This window comes from Streptococcus oralis (assembly GCF_019929345.1).
Classification (GTDB): Bacteria; Bacillota; Bacilli; order Lactobacillales; family Streptococcaceae; genus Streptococcus.
The window spans coordinates 390,128-408,832 of the sequence record NZ_JAHZPJ010000001.1 but is presented as its reverse complement, the minus strand read 5'-3'; the positions used below and the strand labels follow the sequence as shown (position 1 = coordinate 408,832).

Annotated in this window: 18 protein-coding genes and 5 pseudogenes; 16 read left to right on the top strand and 7 right to left on the bottom strand. The window is 39.1% G+C overall.

Translation table 11 applies throughout. The features are described 5' to 3' along the window. Positions 1-730, bottom strand: a pseudogene (locus K1I97_RS02125) (ISL3 family transposase); the annotation flags it as partial. Between the two features lie 201 nt (positions 731-931). Between K1I97_RS02125 and K1I97_RS02120 the strand changes: the two are divergent. The 4 genes from K1I97_RS02120 (at position 932) to K1I97_RS02105 (ending at position 3,666) form a co-directional block, all read left to right on the top strand. Beyond that, the gene (locus tag K1I97_RS02120; RefSeq protein WP_223332284.1) at positions 932-1,975 is read left to right on the top strand and encodes an SPFH domain-containing protein; all 1,044 of its coding nucleotides are present in this window, start codon (positions 932-934) and stop codon (positions 1,973-1,975) included. A 309-nt stretch (positions 1,976-2,284) separates the two neighbouring features. Continuing rightward, positions 2,285-2,572, top strand: a complete 288-nt coding sequence (locus K1I97_RS02115) for a hypothetical protein (protein WP_061427620.1) — start codon at positions 2,285-2,287, stop codon at positions 2,570-2,572. Between the two features lie 125 nt (positions 2,573-2,697). Further along, entirely contained in the window at positions 2,698-3,210 is a 513-nt protein-coding gene (locus K1I97_RS02110) for a hypothetical protein (RefSeq protein WP_223332285.1), read from the top strand. Next, a complete protein-coding gene (locus K1I97_RS02105) occupies positions 3,211-3,666 on the top strand; it encodes a hypothetical protein (RefSeq protein WP_223332286.1) in 456 nt (151 codons plus the stop codon). Between the two features lie 158 nt (positions 3,667-3,824). Here the strand turns inward: K1I97_RS02105 and K1I97_RS02100 are convergent, their stop codons facing one another. The 3 genes and pseudogenes from K1I97_RS02100 to K1I97_RS02090 all read right to left on the bottom strand — a co-directional run. After that, positions 3,825-3,935 carry an NADP oxidoreductase gene (locus K1I97_RS02100; RefSeq protein ID WP_223332287.1) on the bottom strand — a complete coding sequence of 37 codons (111 nt, stop codon included), beginning with the start codon at positions 3,933-3,935 and terminating at the stop codon, positions 3,825-3,827. Continuing rightward, positions 3,936-4,420: pseudogene (locus K1I97_RS02095) on the bottom strand (GNAT family N-acetyltransferase). Positions 4,421-4,451: 31 nt separating this feature from the next. Beyond that, positions 4,452-4,762 (bottom strand): annotated as a pseudogene (locus K1I97_RS02090) (NADP-specific glutamate dehydrogenase); the annotation flags it as partial. Between K1I97_RS02090 and K1I97_RS02085 the strand changes: the two are divergent. The 4 genes and pseudogenes from K1I97_RS02085 to K1I97_RS02070 form a co-directional block, all read left to right on the top strand. Further along, a pseudogene (locus tag K1I97_RS02085) lies at positions 4,743-5,555 on the top strand (DUF2268 domain-containing protein); the annotation flags it as partial. The pseudogenes K1I97_RS02090 and K1I97_RS02085 sit on opposite strands and share 20 nt — an antisense overlap. 62 nt (positions 5,556-5,617) lie before the next feature. Next, a complete protein-coding gene (locus K1I97_RS02080) occupies positions 5,618-5,986 on the top strand; it encodes an EXLDI protein (protein WP_084976376.1) in 369 nt (122 codons plus the stop codon). 213 nt (positions 5,987-6,199) lie between these two features. Next, on the top strand, positions 6,200-7,204 hold the full coding sequence (locus tag K1I97_RS02075; RefSeq protein ID WP_223332288.1) for an NADP-dependent oxidoreductase: 1,005 nt from the start codon (positions 6,200-6,202) through the stop codon (positions 7,202-7,204). 16 nt (positions 7,205-7,220) lie between these two features. Continuing rightward, entirely contained in the window at positions 7,221-7,865 is a 645-nt protein-coding gene (locus K1I97_RS02070; RefSeq protein ID WP_223332289.1) for a TetR/AcrR family transcriptional regulator, read from the top strand. Positions 7,866-8,069: 204 nt separating this feature from the next. Here K1I97_RS02070 and K1I97_RS02065 read toward each other — a convergent pair whose 3' ends face one another. Both K1I97_RS02065 and gdhA read right to left on the bottom strand, forming a co-directional pair. Further along, the gene (locus K1I97_RS02065) at positions 8,070-8,555 is read right to left on the bottom strand and encodes a GNAT family N-acetyltransferase (protein WP_223332290.1); all 486 of its coding nucleotides are present in this window, start codon (positions 8,553-8,555) and stop codon (positions 8,070-8,072) included. Positions 8,556-8,586: 31 nt separating this feature from the next. Next, positions 8,587-9,933, bottom strand: a complete 1,347-nt coding sequence (gene gdhA / locus K1I97_RS02060; protein WP_223332291.1) for an NADP-specific glutamate dehydrogenase — start codon at positions 9,931-9,933, stop codon at positions 8,587-8,589. A 205-nt stretch (positions 9,934-10,138) separates the two neighbouring features. On the opposite strand from gdhA, the gene K1I97_RS02055 reads away from it, so the two are divergent. The 7 genes from K1I97_RS02055 (at position 10,139) to K1I97_RS02025 (ending at position 16,633) form a co-directional block, all read left to right on the top strand. Continuing rightward, positions 10,139-11,074 (top strand): dihydroorotate oxidase, encoded by a 936-nt coding sequence (locus K1I97_RS02055; RefSeq protein WP_125389200.1) that lies wholly within the window; start codon positions 10,139-10,141, stop codon positions 11,072-11,074. Between the two features lie 32 nt (positions 11,075-11,106). Beyond that, positions 11,107-12,144, top strand: a complete 1,038-nt coding sequence (holA, locus tag K1I97_RS02050; RefSeq protein WP_223332292.1) for a DNA polymerase III subunit delta — start codon at positions 11,107-11,109, stop codon at positions 12,142-12,144. Positions 12,145-12,213: 69 nt separating this feature from the next. Then, entirely contained in the window at positions 12,214-12,819 is a 606-nt protein-coding gene (gene sodA / locus K1I97_RS02045; RefSeq protein ID WP_000974728.1) for a superoxide dismutase SodA, read from the top strand. 153 nt (positions 12,820-12,972) lie between these two features. Continuing rightward, entirely contained in the window at positions 12,973-13,503 is a 531-nt protein-coding gene (locus K1I97_RS02040) for a YutD family protein (protein WP_223332293.1), read from the top strand. Positions 13,504-13,523: 20 nt separating this feature from the next. Further along, positions 13,524-14,609 (top strand): 23S rRNA (adenine(2503)-C(2))-methyltransferase RlmN, encoded by a 1,086-nt coding sequence (rlmN, locus tag K1I97_RS02035; protein ID WP_223332294.1) that lies wholly within the window; start codon positions 13,524-13,526, stop codon positions 14,607-14,609. 1 nt (position 14,610) lies between these two features. Further along, on the top strand, positions 14,611-15,090 hold the full coding sequence (locus K1I97_RS02030) for a VanZ family protein (protein WP_223332295.1): 480 nt from the start codon (positions 14,611-14,613) through the stop codon (positions 15,088-15,090). 1 nt (position 15,091) lies between these two features. Continuing rightward, a complete protein-coding gene (locus K1I97_RS02025) occupies positions 15,092-16,633 on the top strand; it encodes an ABC-F family ATP-binding cassette domain-containing protein (RefSeq protein WP_223332296.1) in 1,542 nt (513 codons plus the stop codon). A 108-nt stretch (positions 16,634-16,741) separates the two neighbouring features. Here K1I97_RS02025 and K1I97_RS02020 read toward each other — a convergent pair. Further along, a pseudogene (locus K1I97_RS02020) lies at positions 16,742-17,209 on the bottom strand (transposase); the annotation flags it as partial. A gap of 269 nt (positions 17,210-17,478) precedes the next feature. Here K1I97_RS02020 and metK point away from each other — a divergent pair. After that, positions 17,479-18,669, top strand: coding sequence for a methionine adenosyltransferase (metK, locus tag K1I97_RS02015; RefSeq protein ID WP_223332297.1), 1,191 nt, complete (start codon positions 17,479-17,481; stop codon positions 18,667-18,669). Positions 18,670-18,705: the final 36 nt, after the last annotated feature.

Sequence of the window (18,705 nt, the reverse complement as noted above, 5' to 3'; positions counted from 1 at the left end):
TTGATAGCCTTGTATTCATGGGATTTTCTATCGAATTGGTTCATGATTTGAACACGAACACGGCTCATAGCACGGCTTAAGTGTTGAACAATGTGAAAGCGATCTAGAACGATTTTAGCACATGGAAAAAGCTGTTTAGCTAAGCCATAGTAAGGGCTAAACATATCCATCGTAATGATTTTCACCTGACAACGAACAGCTCTATCGTAGCGAAGAAAGTGATTTCGGATAACAGCTTGAGTTCTATCTTCAAGAACAGTGATGATATTGAGTTTTTCAAAATCTTGTGCAATGAAACTCATCTTCATCTCCCGATTGAAACAGTCACTCCCCTGACTGTTTCAACATCCCAAGACATAATCTCAGGAAGTCGGTTAAAATCATGTTTAAAGTGAAAGTCATTGAGCTTGCGAATGACGGTTGAAGTTGAAATAGACAGCTGATGAGCAATATCAGTTATAGACGTCTTTTCAATTAACTTTTCCGCAATCTTTTGGTTGATAATACGAGGAATTTGATGATTTTTCTTGACGAGAGAAGTCTCAGCGACCATCATTTTCGAACAATGATAGCACTTAAAACGTCGCTTTTTAAGGAGGATTCTAGTAGGCATACCAGTCATTTCAAGGTAAGGAATCTTAGACGGTTTCTGGAAGTCATATTTCCTCATTTGACTTCCGCAATCAGGGTAAGATGGGGCGTCGTAGTCCAGTTTAGCGATGATTTCCTTTTCTACAACAAAATAGGCTCCATAAGATCCATAGGAGATTTACCCACTACAAATATTATAGAGCCTTTTATATTTTTATGAATTATTGTCCAGAGATGATGATTTATAAGTATGAGTTGCCTTTTTAATAAAGGGGTTATATAATAGTAGTATAGTTAGGGAAGAGTGGTCTTAACATTTTTATAAAGAAAAGGAGAAAAAATGGCATTAAATTTGTTTGATGTTATTCATTATGAAGGTGAGGAAACAAGGAATATACTTGCTTGGAGACATCCTAAAACGAATATTAAGATAGGAGCAACTGTAATTGTAAATCCTGGTCAGAGTGCTGTGTTCTTTTCAAATGGAAGAGCAGTAGCTACTTATGATGCTGGAAAACATAAGATTGAAGGAAATGATATTCAGACAGCTTCAGGAATAAAAAACTTTCTAAGTGGAAGTCTTTCATCTGACTCATCATTTTTGTGGTTTGTAAACACGTATGATTTACAACCGATTGGGTGGGGAACTTCTTCACCTATAATGGTTCGAGATCCAGAAAGTGATATTCCTGTTGAGTTGAAAATACATGGAAATTTTATTCCTCGAATTGTAGATTTGGAAGCTTTTATACTAGAATTTATGCCAAGTCACCCTGATCTTATAACAGCTACTATTTTACAAAATCGATTTAGACAAACTGCCAGTGGACTGATTAGTTCAGCTATTTCACAAGTAATATATAACTATAAGATTCCAATTATTGACATTGAGATGCACAGTTTTGATATAGCTGTTGGTTTGTCAGAAATTTTATCTAGCCATTTTGCTAAATATGGAATTAGTATTGAAGAATTTAACATTGAGGCCTTAAAGGTAAATCAGAATAGCAATGGATATAGAGAAATCTTTAAATTCCACAAGCAAATTTTGGAAGCAAAAAGCAAGCAGGCGAGTAGAGCTATTGAAGAATACACTTATCAAGAAGAGAGACAATTTGATATTTTAGAAGAGGCAGCTAAAAATAATGATTCTACAGGAAAGCTAATGGGAGCAGGTGTGGAAATCGCAATGGGGCTTGGCTTGGGTGCTAAATTTAGCAACTTGGTGAATCATATTGAAGATAGGAATTCATTGGACAAAGATGTTAATCAACATAAATCTGACCTCAAAGGAGAAATAGGCTTAGCTAAGTTTTGTAGCCAATGCGGGACTTCTTTTTTGGAAGGAGCAAACTTCTGTTCTAATTGTGGTCATGAAAGATAGTTCGAATCTTAGGAGAAAATAATTTTTTATACCATTCTAGTTTGGATATTATCTTTAACTTTTGGTTTTTTGTATTTTCACATTTATTTTTGAATTTATTTGGGAAGTCTGGGGATGCCAGAATTTCCCTTTTTCTTAGAAATCTGAAAACTAAGATTTTTTGTTTTCGTTTTTAGATCATTGAAATTATGTAATTCTAAGTATGGAAATGTATAGATAAATACACCAATTCCCTGAAAGATATTAGGAAATCTTTTTAAAAGAGTAAGGGATTACTTAGACAAGTTCTATGACAAGAGGATATAGTAGATGTACCAAGTATTTCGTTTATTAAGTATACTTTTTATGGGATTGACAAGTGCAACATTTTTTCTTTCACTGTGGGCCGTAACTCTATTTCTTGAACATGGTAAGCCGATTTTCTCAATAGTGACACCTATTATTTTTTCTTTATCAGGTTTCTTTTTGTCTTCCTTTGCATTTTATAGCTTTGGTGTTTTAGAAAATATAAAAATTAAAGTCAAAGCTTTGGATGAGATATATAATGGAAAGGCTCTTTATAGAGAATATATAGCAACTAGAGGAGAAGAAAGGTGAAGCAGTATATTAAGAATAATTAGAAAACAGGCTTTCATTGGTTAATTTCAAATATAGTAATACTCTGTTTTGTAGTTTTATCACTTGCTATCTTTTCTCTAGAAGATGGACAAACTATCTTTATATTGAAAAATCTTGATTTTATAATTTTAGCAAAGTTTGTTGGGATTCCTATTGTGATCAGTTTTTTATTTTTAACATTTCAGAATGTTATCTTTTTACTAGTTGCTTTAATTATTTTATATTTATTTCGAGAAACAATTAAAGATTCCTTTTCTTTAAAGAAATTAAAACAGAAGAATTTACTTCAAATGCTTGTTTTAATCATTTTATCATCATTTCTTGAATTTGAAAAATCTAGGGAATGGTCTATTCGATTTCTATTTCTTTTAGCTCCGTGGTATTTGTTTAGTGTGATCTCAATATTGGTAATGACGTATCGTAAGTCAAAGAGAGAAGAAGAAGTCAAGAAACGAAATCAAATACAAGCTTTATTCACTTTATTTGAAAAGCACCAGATTAACAAAAATACATATCCCGTTATTTGTCCATCATGTAGTGGTGAGAATCTGCTTGATCTAGGGCAAGGTAAATCATGTGATTATTGCGGTGCATGGTTATCTAGAAAGGAAATATAAATGAGACGCTATCGTTTAATCATTTCCAAGGTTGTTTATCCTATAGTATCTTTCATATGTATTCTTTCGGGATTGAAATTTTATCAGTCCATAGATAAAGAAATAAGATGGTTATTAGGAAAAAAAGAAGGATTACTTCACGATTTCTACTTTATGTGGCTTTTAATAGTTACAATTTTGTTTGTTTTATTTTTCCTATTTTTGCTTATATCATCTTTTTTATTCTTAAAACAGCCACGGATGAAACAATATGACAAAGCTTTGATAACAGTTCTTAAGTTTGAAGAACAAGGTGAGGATGTTATTGAAATTAAAGGAAAAGAATTGCGAGATGAGTTATCTTATAAATTATCAGCAAAACGTGTTTATTGTCCTACTTGTCATAAACCTACAGATGGAGTAATTGGAACTAAATTGACCTGTGGAAATTGTGGTAAAACTTTTATAGTTTCTTGATTTGATGACATTCGTAATGAAACAATCTTAATTTTTTAAACAAATAAATTAAGGTTGTATCTAGAAATTTAGTAAGTTTATTAAATTTATTAAATTAAATTTTATAATACGAAAAGCAACAGCTAAACAGCTGTTGCTTTTGATAACTTTTTTAACTCTTAAACCACGCCTTGTGCAATCATAGCCTTGGCTACATTTTTAAAAGTTGTTTTAGCTGTTTTGAGGATCTTGGTCATGATGTCCCCGAGACGGTCAGAGTATACTGACATCTATTCATCTGATAAGAGGGATTTTATCATCCATATATTCATGGCTGGGTGGCCGGCGGCGTTAGAAAGTGGTTCTTGCAGTGATGTGAAACCATAGTGCTGATAGATGGCACGGCCGTAGCCAGTTCAGTAGAGGTTTCTAGATAAAGCTGTTCATAACCAGCTAAGCGGGCTTCCTGGAATATCCGCTTTATCAATCGGCTGGAATAACCTTTGCCACGTCTATTTTTAGTGACATACATTTTTTGTAATTCAGCAATCTTATCGGACACAGGTGCAAAGCCACCACAGCCAACCAGCTGTCCTTCATCTTCCAGAACAAAGTAAGCTGCTCTCTCTTGCTGTTGATAATAGTCGGCCCAATAATCTAGATGAGAATCAAAGTAGACAGTTCCTGGTTTGTCAAGCCCGAATTCTTCTAGGCTAGCTTGAATGAGTTGCGCTACAGCTGAATTGTCTCTCACTTCCATTGGCCGTAAGTTCATCATTTGTCCTCCGAAAGGATGTATTGACTAATTAAACAATACCTTGTGCAATCATAGCGTTTGCTACGTTTTCGAAGGCAGCGATATTTGCTCCTGCAAGGTAGTCAGTACCAAGACCGTATGTTTCAGCAGTTGTTTTAGCTGTGTTAAAGATGTTGGTCATGATGTCTTTGAGACGTCCATCAACTTCTTCACGTGTCCATGAGAGGCGAAGGCTGTTTTGGCTCATTTCAAGCGCTGATACAGCTACACCACCAGCGTTGGCAGCTTTGGCTGATCCGTAAAGGATTTGTAGACTTTAATCGCATCAAGGTCGCTAGGCATGTTGGCACCTTCTGATACGAAATACCAAACTCAACATATTCCTCTGAAAGCCAAGTATCCCGGAGGATTTGATGCTTTGTTCCTACTTGGTTTTATGAATCAGCTACCCGGAACTCTGTCAGAGAAGGATAGACCAGCTATCGACGCTCTGAGCTCTGATCAACTCTGGCAAGATTGTCAGGATACTATCAAGAGGAGTATCGGTCTTTTTAAGCAAGCTGGCTATGACTTAGAGGTTGAGGATTACCATTTTACCATTTTACTGGGCAATCCAGAAAAACCTATGCTACAGCTTAATAAGGGATACAGTGGAGATGGAGGAATTCCAGGATACCTCATGCTTAGTCTGTTGCCGAATGACTATACTTTACCACGTGTGCGAGCCGCGTTGGCTCACGAGTGCAACCACAATGTTCGCTTCCAATTTATCAAATGGAACTAGCAGACAACACTAGCAGACTGGGTAGTCAGTGAAGGATTAGCAGAGTCTTTTGCTGCTGAGCTCTATGGTAAAGAGCTCATCGGATCCTGGGTCACTTCAACTAGTTCCGAGCAGTTAGAAGAGATTAAGCCCATCATCTCAAGTCAGCTTCAGCTAACAGGGATGGCGGAAATGGCTCCTTATCTTTACGGTGATGAAATAACTGAGATTCAAGGTCAAATACCGGTTGGAATGCACTATGCTGCAGGCTATGCTTATGGCTATCATCTGATACAAGCCTATCTGAAAAAGACTGGCAAGAGCATTATTGAGGCCACAGTAACACCGACAGAAGAAATTTTAGAGGCTACTAAGGATTTTTGGAAATGATACTTTTGCTTGCAAATCTGCCAGAGTCTGATATAATGAAAGTAATTTTTGGAGGTGACTATATGCACTATAAAAGAGTTGAATTAAAAGTCACAAATCAGGGTATCCATGAGCGCAAGATTTTTCAAGGAGTTAAAATTTTCAGTCGGAGCAAGCTGTCCAAAGATCAGAAAAGCATTCTGACGCAGAAGCTTTACCTGACACCGAAGCAAAATATTGTTTACTATCAACGGAAAGATATCAATTATGACCAGAACTGGCATCATCATAAGGACTATTATGAACTAACTTTTGGCCATATAGATAGAGAGACTGTTTTTAAGGTTTGTCAAGATTTTGACGAACTAAGTCCTTTTCTGGAAAATGAGCTGCTTGAGAAACTAAAAGAAAAGCAGTCAACAGGCAAATTTTTTGAAAAATTAGATATATAAAAATCCGGCTGCTTTTATAAGCAGTCGGATTTCTTTGAGTTATAGTTTGATAATCTTTCATAAGAGAAAATAGATCTATTTTTATCATGAACAGCTAACTTAGTTAGAAGTTTTGGAAACAGTATAGTTGACATCTATGGGGAATAAGCATATAATCAAGAAAAGTGATTGAGTGCTCACTCAATTTTGTAGATGTGTAAAGGAGTTCATACAATGGTTGTTCAAGCAATACAATATAGTCGTTTCGGTGATGAAGAAGTGTTAGATTTAGTGAACATTAAATCTGATGTTTTGAAAGAGAATCAAGTTAGGGTAGAAGTTCATGCTGTTGGTTTAAATCCTATTGATTATAAGACTTTTGAAGGTGCAAAGCCACTCCGATTTCTATCTTTTATGACAAAACTAAGGAAGCCAAGTCGTTGGTTTGAGTCAAAATCATCTCTTTTTCCAAGAGGTGTTGGTCGGGATTTTGCTGGAGTTATCACAGAAGTTGGTGAAGGAGTAAGTCGGTTTGCAGTAGGTGATAAGGTTTTTGGAACAATGATCAGTGACCCTGGATTGGGAACCAAGAGGGGAGCTTTGGCAACAGAAATTTGTGTCAATGAATCAGAAATTGTGTTGAAGCCAGAGATGATTGATATGAACCATGCAGCTACTATGGGTGTAGCCTCTCTAACTGTGGGTGGGGCTTTTAGAAGAATCGGTTTAAATTCAAGAGATACTGTTGTTATTTCAGCCGCAGCAGGAGGTATTGGAAGTATCGCAGTACAGTATGCAGTTGCTAAGGGGGCAACGGTTATCGGAATTGCAAGTAAGAAAAATTCAGAATACCTGAAGTCCTTAGGTGCCATACCAGTAGCTTACGAAGAGAACATCCAGAATGCTCTTCTATCAGCAAGTCCAAAGCCGATTACAAAATTCTTGGATTGCTATGGAAGGGATTATGTTAAATTGGCTTTCAGTTTAGGATTGAAGGGAACGGATATTGGAACGCTAGTACCTTCACCATATGTTATGATAAGAGGAGCCCAGTTCACAGGACCAAGACATTCCACATATGATGATTTAAACACTCTAGCAGAAATGGTCTCAGAAGGGAAGGTTTGGCTGAATATTGATCAGGTTTATGATTTTTCTCTAAAGTCAGTTAGAGAGGCATATCGTAGCCTGAAGTCGGGACACACTCGAGGTAAGAAAGTTGTAAAAGTAAGAGGGTAGTAGGGAGGTGCTAGTAATGGAAAGTTTAGAACAAAAGTATGCCCAGACATTAGAAAATAGCAATTTGAGTTTAAAACAATGTCAAGTACTGTTATCAAGTTTAAAGTTATTTTCAGAAATTGGCTTTGAAAATACAACAGCAAGCCTTATTGCTAAGGAGGCTGGAGTTTCAGAAGGGACAGTTTTTAGTTACTTTAAAACCAAAGAAGGCATCTTAGAAGCTATTCTATCAACTTTTCTCGAACAGGTTATTCCAGATGTGATTGCTGATTTTTCTGAGAAGAAATTTACAGCAAACCAAGAGAGTTTCCCAGTGTTTTTGAGAAGCATTGTTCGAGATAGACTAGTTTTCATTCAGGAGAATCAAATGCAAGTTAAAATTCTCTTAAGTCGTTCTTTTATTGATAAAACTATTTTTGACCAGTTAGGGAATGTTATTATTCACTCTATCATTAAGCCAATTAGTCCAGCTCTGAATCAGTTTAAAGAAAATGGCGTTATCCGAGATTGGTCAAATGAAAGAATTGTTCGTTATATTCTAGCCTTGAGTCTTTCTTATGTTATTCCAATGATGTTAAATGATAATGAGGATCTAGACATAGATGAAACAGTAAATGAAATAGTTGAATGCCTGTCTTTTGCCTTAGTAGAGGTAAAATAGATCTTGATTTTAAGCTTACTATTAGAAATAGTGGGCTTTTTTAAAACTAATACAAAAATCCCCAATCAGAGTGATTGGGGATTGAAAAATAAATTGAAACAATACCTTTACTATCATAGCCTTGGCTACATTTTTAAAAGTTGTTTTAGCTGTGCTGAGGATCTTGATACTGATGTCCTCGAGACGACCAGAGTATACTGACATCTATTCATCTGATAAGAGAGACTTTATCATCCAGATATTCATAGCAGGATGGCCAGCGGCGTTAGAAAGTGGTTCTTGCAATGCTGTAAAACCATAGTGCTGATAGATGGCCACGGCCGTAGCCAGTTCAGTAGAGGTTTCTAGATAAAGCTGTTCATAACCTGCTAGGCGGGCTTCCTGGAATATCCGCTTTATCAACCTGCTGGAATAACCTTTGCCACGGCTATTTTTAGTGACATACAGTTTTTGTAATTCAGCAATCTTATCAGACACAGGTGCAAAGCCACCACAGCCAACCAGCTGTCCTTCATCTTCCAGAATAAAGTAAGCTGCTCTCTCTTGCTGTTGATAGTAGTCGGCCAAATAATCTAGATGAGAATCAAAGTAGACAGTTCCAGGTTTGTCAAGCCCGAATTCTTCAAGACTAGCTCGAATGAGCAGCGCTACAGCTGAATTGTCTCTCACTTCCATTGGCCGTAAGTTCATCATTTGTCCTCCGATAGGATGTATCGACTAATTAAACAATACCTTGGGCAATCATAGCGTTTGCTACGTTTTCGAAGGCAGCGATATTTGCTCCTGCAAGGTAGTCGGTACCAAGTCCGTATGTTTCAGCAGTTGTTTTAGCTGTGTTGAAGATGTTGGTCATGATGTCTTTGAGGTGTCCATCAACTTCTTCACGAGTCCATGAAAGGCGAAGGCTGTTTTGGCTCATTTCAAGCGCTGATACAGCTACACCACCAGCGTTGGCAGCTTTGGCAGGTCCGTAAAGGATTCCGTTTTCTTTGTAGACTTTAATCGCATCAAGGTCACTAGGCATGTTAGCACCTTCAGATACGCAGATAACTCCTTGAGCAACCAAACGTTTAGCTGCTTCGCCGTTGATTTCGTTTTGGGTCGCACATGGAAGAGCGATGTCGTAGTTTCCAGCGTAAGTCCATACAGAACCTTCATGGTAAGTAGCAGTTGCTTTCTCAGCTGCGTACTCAGTCAAACGAGCACGGCGTTTTTCTTTAACATCAACCAAAAGATCGAAGTCGATACCATTTTCATCGATGACATAACCGTTTGAGTCAGATACAGAGATAACAGTCGCACCAAGTTCAGTCGCTTTTTGAAGAGCATATTGAGCTACGTTACCAGAACCTGAAATTACCACTTTCTTACCAGCAAAACTGTTACCATTAGCTTTGAGCATTTCTTCAGTGTAGTAAACCAATCCATAACCAGTTGCTTCTGGACGAATCAAGCTACCACCAAATCCAAGAGGTTTACCAGTCAAGACACCCGCATCAAATTGGTTAAGACGTTTGTATTGTCCGTAAAGGTAACCAATTTCACGTCCACCAACACCGATATCACCAGCTGGGACGTCAAGTGATGGTCCGATGTATTTTTGCAATTCAGTCATGAAGCTTTGGCAGAAGCGCATCACTTCAGCATCAGTCTTCCCTTTAGGATCGAAGTCTGATCCACCTTTACCTCCACCGATTGGAAGTCCAGTCAAGACATTTTTAAAGATTTGTTCAAAGCCGAGGAATTTCAAGATCCCTTGGTTTACAGTTGGGTGGAAACGAAGTCCGCCTTTATATGGTCCAACAGCTGAGTTGAATTGAACACGGTAACCACGGTTCACTTGGACTTTTCCATCACGGTCAACCCAAGGAACACGGAAAGAAATCACGCGCTCAGGCTCAGTGATACGTGCCAAGATGTTTTCTTCGATATACTCAGGATGTTTTTCAAATACAGGTTCCAAAGTGCTGAAGAATTCTTCAACCGCCTGGAGAAATTCAGCCTCATGCCCGTTACGAGCTTTCACAGTTGCAAACACGCTTTGGATATAGTCTTTAGCAGATGTCATATCGTTCTCCTTTTTGTTGTTATATTTTATTACATGAGCCATTATAGCAGAATTTTTTTTGAGTGTAAAGAAAAAAACAGAAATTTTCTAAAAATTCTTTCAATTTACAAAACCGAACGTTTTTTATAGAAATTAGTTTCTCAAAGAGAAAATCTTAAAGTATGGTATAATATTAGAAATAAAAGGAATCTGGAGGATCAGAATCATGGTATCAACGAAAACACAAATAGCTGGCTTTGAGTTTGACAATTGCTTGATGAATGCAGCTGGTGTGGCTTGTATGACGATAGAGGAGCTTGAAGGGGTCAAAAATTCAGCAGCCGGTACTTTTGTCACGAAGACAGCGACCTTGGACTTTCGTCAGGGCAATCCTGAGCCACGCTACCAGGATGTTCCACTTGGTTCTATCAACTCTATGGGCTTGCCAAATAACGGCTTAGACTACTATCTGGACTATCTTTTGGACTTGCAGGAAAAAGAGCCAAACCGTACTTTCTTCCTATCTCTAGTTGGCATGTCTCCAGAAGAAACACATACCATCTTGAAAAAAGTTCAAGAGAGTGAATTCAAAGGACTGACAGAGCTTAATCTATCTTGTCCAAATGTTCCAGGAAAACCTCAGATTGCTTATGATTTTGAGACAACAGACCGTATCTTGGCAGAAGTATTTGCCTACTTTACCAAACCTCTTGGAATTAAATTACCACCATATTTTGACATTGTTCACTTTGACCAAGCAGCAGCTATTTTCAACAAATATCCGCTTAAGTTTGTTAACTGTGTTAACTCTATCGGAAACGGCCTTTATATAGAAGATGAGTCTGTCGTTATTCGTCCTAAAAACGGTTTTGGTGGCATTGGTGGAGAGTACATCAAACCAACTGCTCTAGCGAATGTACATGCCTTCTACCAACGTCTCAATCCGCAAATCCAAATTATCGGAACGGGTGGTGTTCTAACGGGTCGTGATGCCTTTGAACACATCCTCTGCGGTGCGAGTATGGTGCAAGTAGGGACTACCCTTCACAAAGAAGGCGTCGGTGCTTTTGAACGCATTACCAATGAACTGAAAGCTATTATGGCGGAAAAAGGGTACGAGAGCCTAGAAGATTTCCGTGGGAAATTGCGCTATATTGATTAAGTTTAATAAAAAATCAGAAGAAAGGAGAGAAGATGCTAGCCATAGAAGAGAGTCAAAAGGTATCTCTATCAAATTTATCTAGCTTGAATCTATTTACTGGGACAGACCAGGGTCAGTTTGAAGTTATGAAGAGTCAAGTGTTGAAACAGATTGGTTATGATCCAGCTGATCTTAACTTTGCTTACTTTGATATGAAAGAAGTAACATATAAAGACTTAGAGTTGGAGTTGGTCAGTCTCCCTTTCTTTGCGGATGAGAAAATCGTGATATTAGACCATTTTGTCGATATCACAACTGCCAAGAAACGCTTTTTAACAGATGATGAGCTCAAGTCGTTTGAGGCATACCTTGATAACCCTTCGCCAACAACCAAGTTGTTGATTTTTGCAGAAGGAAAGTTAGATAATAAAAGACGGCTGGTCAAATTGCTCAAACGAGATGCGACTGTCTTTGATGCTATTGAACCCAAGGAACAAGAACTCCGCCAGTATTTCCAAAAATGGAGTCAGACACAAGGTCTGCAGTTTGTGGGGCAATCCTTTGAAAATCTACTTCTCAAATCTGGTTTTCAATTTAGTGAAATCCAGAAAAATCTCTTTTTTTTGCAGTCTTATAAGCCCGACGGCGTGATTGAGGAGAAGGATATTGTCGAGGCTATTCCAAAGACTCTGCAGGACAATATTTTTGATTTGACTCAGCTTATTTTAGCTAAGAAGATTGACCTGGCCCGTGACCTGGTTAGAGACTTGACCTTGCAAGGGGAGGATGAGATCAAGCTCATAGCTGTCATGTTAGGACAGTTTCGTACCTTTACCCAAGTGAAGATTTTATCAGAGACTGGTCAGACGGAATCGCAGATTGCAAGCAGTCTGGGAACTTATTTGGGGCGCAATCCTAATCCTTATCAAATCAAGTTTGCATTGAGAGATTCGAGAGGGATTTCCATTTCCTTTCTCAAGCGAGCGATTTCTTATTTGATTGAAACAGACTACCAGATTAAGACAGGTGTCTATGAAAAGGGGTACTTGTTTGAAAAGGCACTTTTGCAGATCGCGGCAGAGGCAAATTGAGCAAAAAACTTGAAAAAAGAGGATGATTGCGTTATCATTTTCATATAGAAAGAAAAAGAGGTATTACAGATGGCTATTATCTTACCAGACCTTCCATACGCATACGACGCCTTGGAACCATACATCGATGCTGAAACAATGCACTTGCACCATGACAAACACCACCAAACTTATGTCAACAATGCAAATGCAGCTCTTGAAAAACACCCTGAAATTGGTGAAGACCTTGAAGCTTTGCTTGCTGATGTAGATTCTATCCCAGCTGATATCCGTCAAGCACTTATCAACAACGGTGGTGGGCACTTGAACCACGCTCTTTTCTGGGAATTGATGACTCCTGAAAAAACTGCTCCTTCAGCAGAACTTGCAGCAGCAATCGATGCAACATTTGGTTCATTTGAAGAGTTCCAAGCAGCCTTTACAGCAGCAGCTACAACTCGCTTCGGTTCTGGATGGGCTTGGTTGGTTGTCAACAAAGAAGGAAAACTTGAAGTAACTTCAACAGCAAACCAAGACACACCAATCTCAGAAGGTAAAAAACCAATCTTGGGCTTGGACGTTTGGGAACATGCTTACTACGTGAAATACCGCAATGTACGTCCTGACTACATCAAAGCTTTCTTCTCAGTTATCAACTGGAACAAAGTAGACGAGCTCTACGCAGCAGCAAAATAATGAATAGGAAGGGAAGAGTTATTCTTCTCTTTTTGCTTTATAAGGCAGGAGTCTGACAAAATCGTCAGACTTTTTTCATTTTTATGAGAAACGTGCTAACTGCTAGAAATTATGGTAAAATAGAGTGTTAAGTAATCGTGGAAAAGGAAGACTATGCGTAAAGAAATTGCACCTGAATTATACAACTATAACAAGTTTCCTGGCCCAGAATTTCATATGAATGGGGATAAGGTTGAGACTGAAGGAATCGCTTTTACCTTGGTTGAAAATATCAAGGATGCTTTCGATGTGACAGTCTTTAATCAACGCTTCTCAGAAGTGTTGACCAAATTTGATTATGTCGTGGGGGACTGGAGCAATGAGCAGCTCCGTCTACGTGGCTTTTACAAAGACGACCGAACAGAGGAAAAAAATGAAAAGATTAGTCGGTTACAGGACTATCTTTTGGAGTACTGTAGTTATGGTTGTGCCTATTTTGTCCTAGAAAACCAAGCACCGAAACGGGCTTCATTTGACAAAAAATTGCGTAAAAAGGATGAGGAAAACCTTCCTAGAAGAGGCAAGAAACCTTCGCAAAATAAGAGAAAACCAAATGCCGATAAGCGAAATAGACGTCGTCATAAGGACCAAAAGTCTCAGAAAGAGGACAAGGGACAGCGCCATTTTGTCATTCGTCAGAAATAGATAGAGAATAAGGAGAAGAGATGAAACCGTCTATTTATAGTTTAACACGTCAAAACATGCAAGAATGGGTATTAGAACAAGGGGAAAAGAAATTCCGAGCAGATCAAATCTGGGAATGGCTTTACCGTAAACGTGTCCAGTCATTTGAAGAAATGACCAACCTTTCCAAGGATTTGATTGCTAAGCTCAATGACCAGTTTGTGGTCAATCCTTTGAAACAAAGGATTGTACAAGAGTCAGCTGACGGTACTGTTAAGTATCTTTTCGAGTTGCCAGATGGCATGTTGATTGAGACAGTACTCATGCGTCAACACTACGGTTTGTCAGTCTGTGTGACCACTCAGGTCGGTTGTAATATTGGTTGTACCTTCTGTGCGTCAGGCTTGATCAAGAAGCAACGTGATCTTAATAACGGGGAAATCGTAGCGCAGATCATGCTAGTTCAGAAATACTTTGATGAACGTGGCCAGGATGAACGTGTCAGCCATATCGTTGTTATGGGAATTGGTGAACCATTTGATAATTACAACAATGTTTTGAATTTTGTCCGTACTATCAATGATGACAAGGGGATGGCTATCGGTGCTCGTCACATCACTGTTTCAACTTCAGGTTTGGCCCATAAAATTCGTGACTTTGCTAATGAAGGCGTACAGGTCAATCTGGCTGTGTCTCTTCACGCACCAAACAATGAATTGCGTTCAAGCATCATGAAGATTAACCGTGCCTTTCCGATTGAAAAGCTCTTTGCAGCTATTGAGTACTATATCGAAACAACCAATCGCCGTGTGACCTTTGAATACATCATGCTCAATGAAGTCAACGATGGCGTTGAACAAGCCTTGGAGTTGGCTGAATTGCTCAAGAACATCAAGAAATTGTCTTATGTAAACTTAATTCCTTACAATCCAGTTAGTGAACACGACCAATATAGCCGTAGTCCTAAAGAGCGCGTGATGGCCTTCTATGATACCCTAAAGAAAAAAGGGATTAACTGTGTTGTCCGTCAAGAGCATGGTACAGATATTGATGCAGCTTGTGGACAATTGCGCTCCAATACAATGAAACGTGATCGCCAGAAGGCAGTCGCAGCGGTAAATCCATAAAATGACTAAAAAAAGAGAATTAATCTTAAAATTGGGAGTGGCTGTTTACAGCCTATGCATTGTCTGTTTTTGCTTCACTCCCCAGCCTCAACTTCCTACAGGAGTGGAAACTCCAGGTATTCAAACTTTTGGACGCCTGGTTTTTCTTTTAACTCCCTTAAATTCCTTTTGGAAACTGGGTGAAGTGACTAGTGTGGGACAAGTCCTTTGGCTCTTTTTGCAGAACATTTTAAATGTCTTCTTGCTCTTCCCTCTGGTCTTTCAACTCATCTATCTCCGTCCGAACTTGCGACAAACGAAAAAAATCCTCCTTCTCAGCTTTCTACTGAGTCTAGGAATTGAGTGTACGCAGCTGATCTTAGACTTTTTCTTTGATTTTAATCGCGTCTTTGAGATTGATGATTTGTGGACCAATACCCTGGGAGGCTATCTGGCTTGGCTCCTCTATAAAGGACTGCATAAAAACAAGATAAGGAATTAGAATGAGTATTTTAGAAGTTAAAAATCTGAGTCACGGTTTTGGTGACCGTGCAATTTTTGAAGATGTGTCCTTCCGTCTCCTCAAGGGAGAGCATATCGGCTTAGTTGGTGCCAATGGTGAAGGAAAATCAACCTTTATGAGCATTGTGACTGGTAAGATGTTACCTGACGAAGGAAAGGTGGAGTGGTCTAAGTATGTGACTGCTGGCTATTTGGACCAGCATGCTGTGCTAAAGGAAGGTCAAACTGTGCGTGATGTTCTCCGTACAGCCTTTGATGAGCTATTTAAAGCAGAAGTTCGTATCAATGACCTCTATATGGAAATGGCCGAAGACGGAGCGGATATCGACGCGCTGATGGAAGAAGTCGGGGAGCTCCAAGATCGTTTGGAGAGTCGTGATTTTTATACCTTGGATGCCAAGATAGATGAAGTAGCGCGTGCTCTCGGTGTCATGGACTATGGCATGGATACGGATGTAACAGCCTTATCAGGTGGCCAAAGAACCAAGGTGCTTTTGGCTAAACTCCTCCTTGAAAAACCAGATATTTTGTTGCTTGACGAGCCAACCAACTACTTGGATGCTGAGCATATTGACTGGCTCAAGCGTTATCTTCAAAACTATGAGAATGCCTTTGTCCTTATTTCGCATGATATTCCTTTCCTCAACGACGTAATCAATATCGTCTATCATGTTGAAAATCAACAGCTGACGCGTTACTCTGGTGACTATTACCAGTTCCAAGAAGTCTATGCTATGAAGAAATCTCAGTTAGAAGCGGCCTATGAACGTCAACAGAAAGAGATTGCAGACCTCAAGGATTTCGTGGCTCGAAACAAAGCGCGTGTTGCAACGCGTAATATGGCCATGTCCCGTCAAAAGAAATTGGATAAGATGGATATTATTGAACTTCAAAGTGAGAAACCAAAACCATCCTTTGATTTCAAACCAGCTCGTACACCTGGGCGCTTTATCTTCCAAGCCAAGGACTTGCAGATTGGTTATGACCGTCCACTTACTAAACCCTTAAACCTCACCTTTGAACGCAATCAAAAGGTTGCTATTATTGGAGCCAATGGTATTGGGAAAACAACTCTCTTGAAGTCTCTCTTGGGCATTATTCCGCCAATTGCTGGAGAAGTCGAACGTGGCGACTATCTAGAACTTGGCTACTTTGAGCAGGAAGTAGAAGGGGGCAATCGTCAGACACCTCTAGAGGCTGTCTGGAATGCCTTTCCAGCACTCAATCAGGCAGAAGTTCGTGCAGCCCTTGCTCGTTGTGGTTTGACAACTAAGCATATCGAAAGCCAAATTCAGGTTTTGTCAGGTGGAGAACAAGCCAAGGTTCGCTTCTGTCTCTTGATGAATCGTGAAAATAACGTCTTAGTGCTGGACGAGCCAACCAACCATTTGGACGTGGATGCCAAGGATGAACTCAAACGTGCTCTGAAAGAGTATAAGGGTTCAATCCTCATGGTTTGCCACGAACCAGACTTTTATGAAGGCTGGATGGACCAAATCTGGGACTTTAACAAGCTAACCTAAAATGAATTATTCAAAGAAGTGAAATGATTTTAAAAATGAGACAGTAGAACCAAGTGGTTTTACTGTTTTTTTAATGGCTCATTGTCAACTGTAGTGGGTTAAAGTCAGCTAGGCTCGAGAAAGGACAATTTTCGTCCTTTCTTTTTTGATATTTAGAGCAATGAAAATACGGTTTTTGAAATTTTCAAAATTCCGAAAATCAAAGGTCTTGCGTTTGATAAGTTTAATGAGATTATTAGTCGCTTCCAATTTGGCGTTGGAATAGGGTAATTGGAGGGAGTTGATTTATTCTTAAGAAAGGTTTTAAAAGAGTATGAAGCTGCTTTAGATTGTCCTCAATGATTCCGAAAAATTTTCAGCTTCCTTATTCTGAAAGTGGAAAAGCAAGAGTTGATAGAGATTATAGTGGTGTCTCAAGTCTTCTGAATAGTTCAAAAGCTTGTCTAGAATCTCTTTATTTATCAGAATCTCTTTATTTATCAAGTGCATGCGAAAAGTAGGTCAATAACATCGCTTATCGCTGAGTTTACGGCTATCTTGTTGAATGATCTTCCAGTAAGATCTTATCATCATAAATTAATTTCATAGTGAAACACTCCATAAGTTAGATTTTTCTGCCTAACTCATGGAGTACGATTCAGTCTACTTTAAGAAATTTTTATTGGTTGGTACTAGAAAATATTTTCCTGTTGAGAAAAATAGTAATAATACGGGAATTTTTCAAAGATTCATGTTATAATGATTAGGTTATATAGTCCCGATAAGGTGGTAGGGTACGTTGCTAATCGTCTTCCTATCAGTACTTTGTAACTCTATAACAATATTTTTTAAGGGGGGACATTTTTATGTCAGAACGTAAATTATTCACGTCTGAATCTGTATCTGAGGGGCATCCAGATAAGATTGCAGACCAAATTTCAGATGCGATTTTGGATGCTATTTTAGCCAAGGATCCAGAAGCGCACGTTGCTGCTGAGACAGCTGTATATACTGGTTCTGTCCATGTTTTTGGTGAAATTTCTACAAATGCTTATGTGGATATCAACCGCGTGGTTCGTGATACCATTGCAGAGATTGGCTATACGAATGCAGAATATGGTTTTTCTGCGGAAACAGTTGGAGTTCATCCATCGCTTGTTGAGCAGTCACCGGATATCGCCCAAGGTGTTAACGAAGCCTTGGAAGTCCGTGGAAATGCAGATCAAGATCCACTTGACTTGATCGGAGCTGGAGACCAGGGGCTCATGTTTGGATTTGCAGTGGATGAAACAGAAGAACTCATGCCATTGCCAATTTCACTCAGCCACAAACTGGTTCGTCGCTTGGCAGAGCTTCGTAAGTCGGGTGAAATCAGCTATCTCCGTCCAGATGCCAAATCACAAGTTACTGTTGAGTATGATGAAAATGACCGTCCAGTACGCGTGGATACAGTCGTTATTTCAACTCAGCATGACCCAGAAGTTAGTAATGAACAAATCCACGAAGATGTGATTAGCAAGGTCATCAAAGAGGTTATCCCAGCTTCTTATTTGGATGAGCAGACAAAATTCTTCATCAATCCGACTGGTCGTTTCGTAATCGGTGGACCTCAAGGAGACTCAGGTTTGACTGGCCGTAAGATTATCGTGGACACTTATGGTGGTTACTCTCGTCATGGTGGTGGTGCCTTCTCTGGTAAGGATGCGACTAAGGTGGACCGTTCTGCGTCATATGCAGCTCGCTACATTGCCAAGAATATCGTTGCAGCAGGCCTTGCTAAGAAGGCAGAAGTACAATTGGCCTATGCTATCGGGGTGGCGCAACCTGTTTCTGTTCGTATCGATACTTTTGGTACAGGAACAGTAGCTGAAAGCAAGCTTGAAAAAGCAGCGCGTCAAATTTTTGATCTTCGCCCTGCAGGAATTATCCAAATGTTAGACCTCAAACGTCCAATTTACCGTCAAACAGCGGCTTATGGACACATGGGACGTACAGATATTGACCTTCCATGGGAACGATTAGACAAGGTAGACGCTTTGAAAGAAGCTGTGAAATAAAAGATTTCTAATATACTGACCCCCAAAAGTTAGACA

Excerpts from the sequence above, each read along its gene's own strand:
- K1I97_RS02120 (WP_223332284.1), top strand. The coding sequence starts at position 932 with ATGGCATTAAATTTGTTTGATGTTATTCATTATGAAGGTGAGGAAACA.
- K1I97_RS02115 (WP_061427620.1), top strand. The coding sequence starts at position 2,285 with ATGTACCAAGTATTTCGTTTATTAAGTATACTTTTTATGGGATTGACA.
- K1I97_RS02105 (WP_223332286.1), top strand. The coding sequence starts at position 3,211 with ATGAGACGCTATCGTTTAATCATTTCCAAGGTTGTTTATCCTATAGTA.
- K1I97_RS02100 (WP_223332287.1), bottom strand. The coding sequence starts at position 3,935 with ATGTCAGTATACTCTGACCGTCTCGGGGACATCATGACCAAGATCCTC.
- K1I97_RS02080 (WP_084976376.1), top strand. The coding sequence starts at position 5,618 with ATGCACTATAAAAGAGTTGAATTAAAAGTCACAAATCAGGGTATCCAT.
- K1I97_RS02075 (WP_223332288.1), top strand. The coding sequence starts at position 6,200 with ATGGTTGTTCAAGCAATACAATATAGTCGTTTCGGTGATGAAGAAGTG.
- K1I97_RS02070 (WP_223332289.1), top strand. The coding sequence starts at position 7,221 with ATGGAAAGTTTAGAACAAAAGTATGCCCAGACATTAGAAAATAGCAAT.
- K1I97_RS02065 (WP_223332290.1), bottom strand. The coding sequence starts at position 8,555 with ATGAACTTACGGCCAATGGAAGTGAGAGACAATTCAGCTGTAGCGCTG.
- gdhA (WP_223332291.1), bottom strand. The coding sequence starts at position 9,933 with ATGACATCTGCTAAAGACTATATCCAAAGCGTGTTTGCAACTGTGAAA.
- K1I97_RS02055 (WP_125389200.1), top strand. The coding sequence starts at position 10,139 with ATGGTATCAACGAAAACACAAATAGCTGGCTTTGAGTTTGACAATTGC.
- holA (WP_223332292.1), top strand. The coding sequence starts at position 11,107 with ATGCTAGCCATAGAAGAGAGTCAAAAGGTATCTCTATCAAATTTATCT.
- sodA (WP_000974728.1), top strand. The coding sequence starts at position 12,214 with ATGGCTATTATCTTACCAGACCTTCCATACGCATACGACGCCTTGGAA.
- K1I97_RS02040 (WP_223332293.1), top strand. The coding sequence starts at position 12,973 with ATGCGTAAAGAAATTGCACCTGAATTATACAACTATAACAAGTTTCCT.
- rlmN (WP_223332294.1), top strand. The coding sequence starts at position 13,524 with ATGAAACCGTCTATTTATAGTTTAACACGTCAAAACATGCAAGAATGG.
- K1I97_RS02030 (WP_223332295.1), top strand. The coding sequence starts at position 14,611 with ATGACTAAAAAAAGAGAATTAATCTTAAAATTGGGAGTGGCTGTTTAC.
- K1I97_RS02025 (WP_223332296.1), top strand. The coding sequence starts at position 15,092 with ATGAGTATTTTAGAAGTTAAAAATCTGAGTCACGGTTTTGGTGACCGT.
- metK (WP_223332297.1), top strand. The coding sequence starts at position 17,479 with ATGTCAGAACGTAAATTATTCACGTCTGAATCTGTATCTGAGGGGCAT.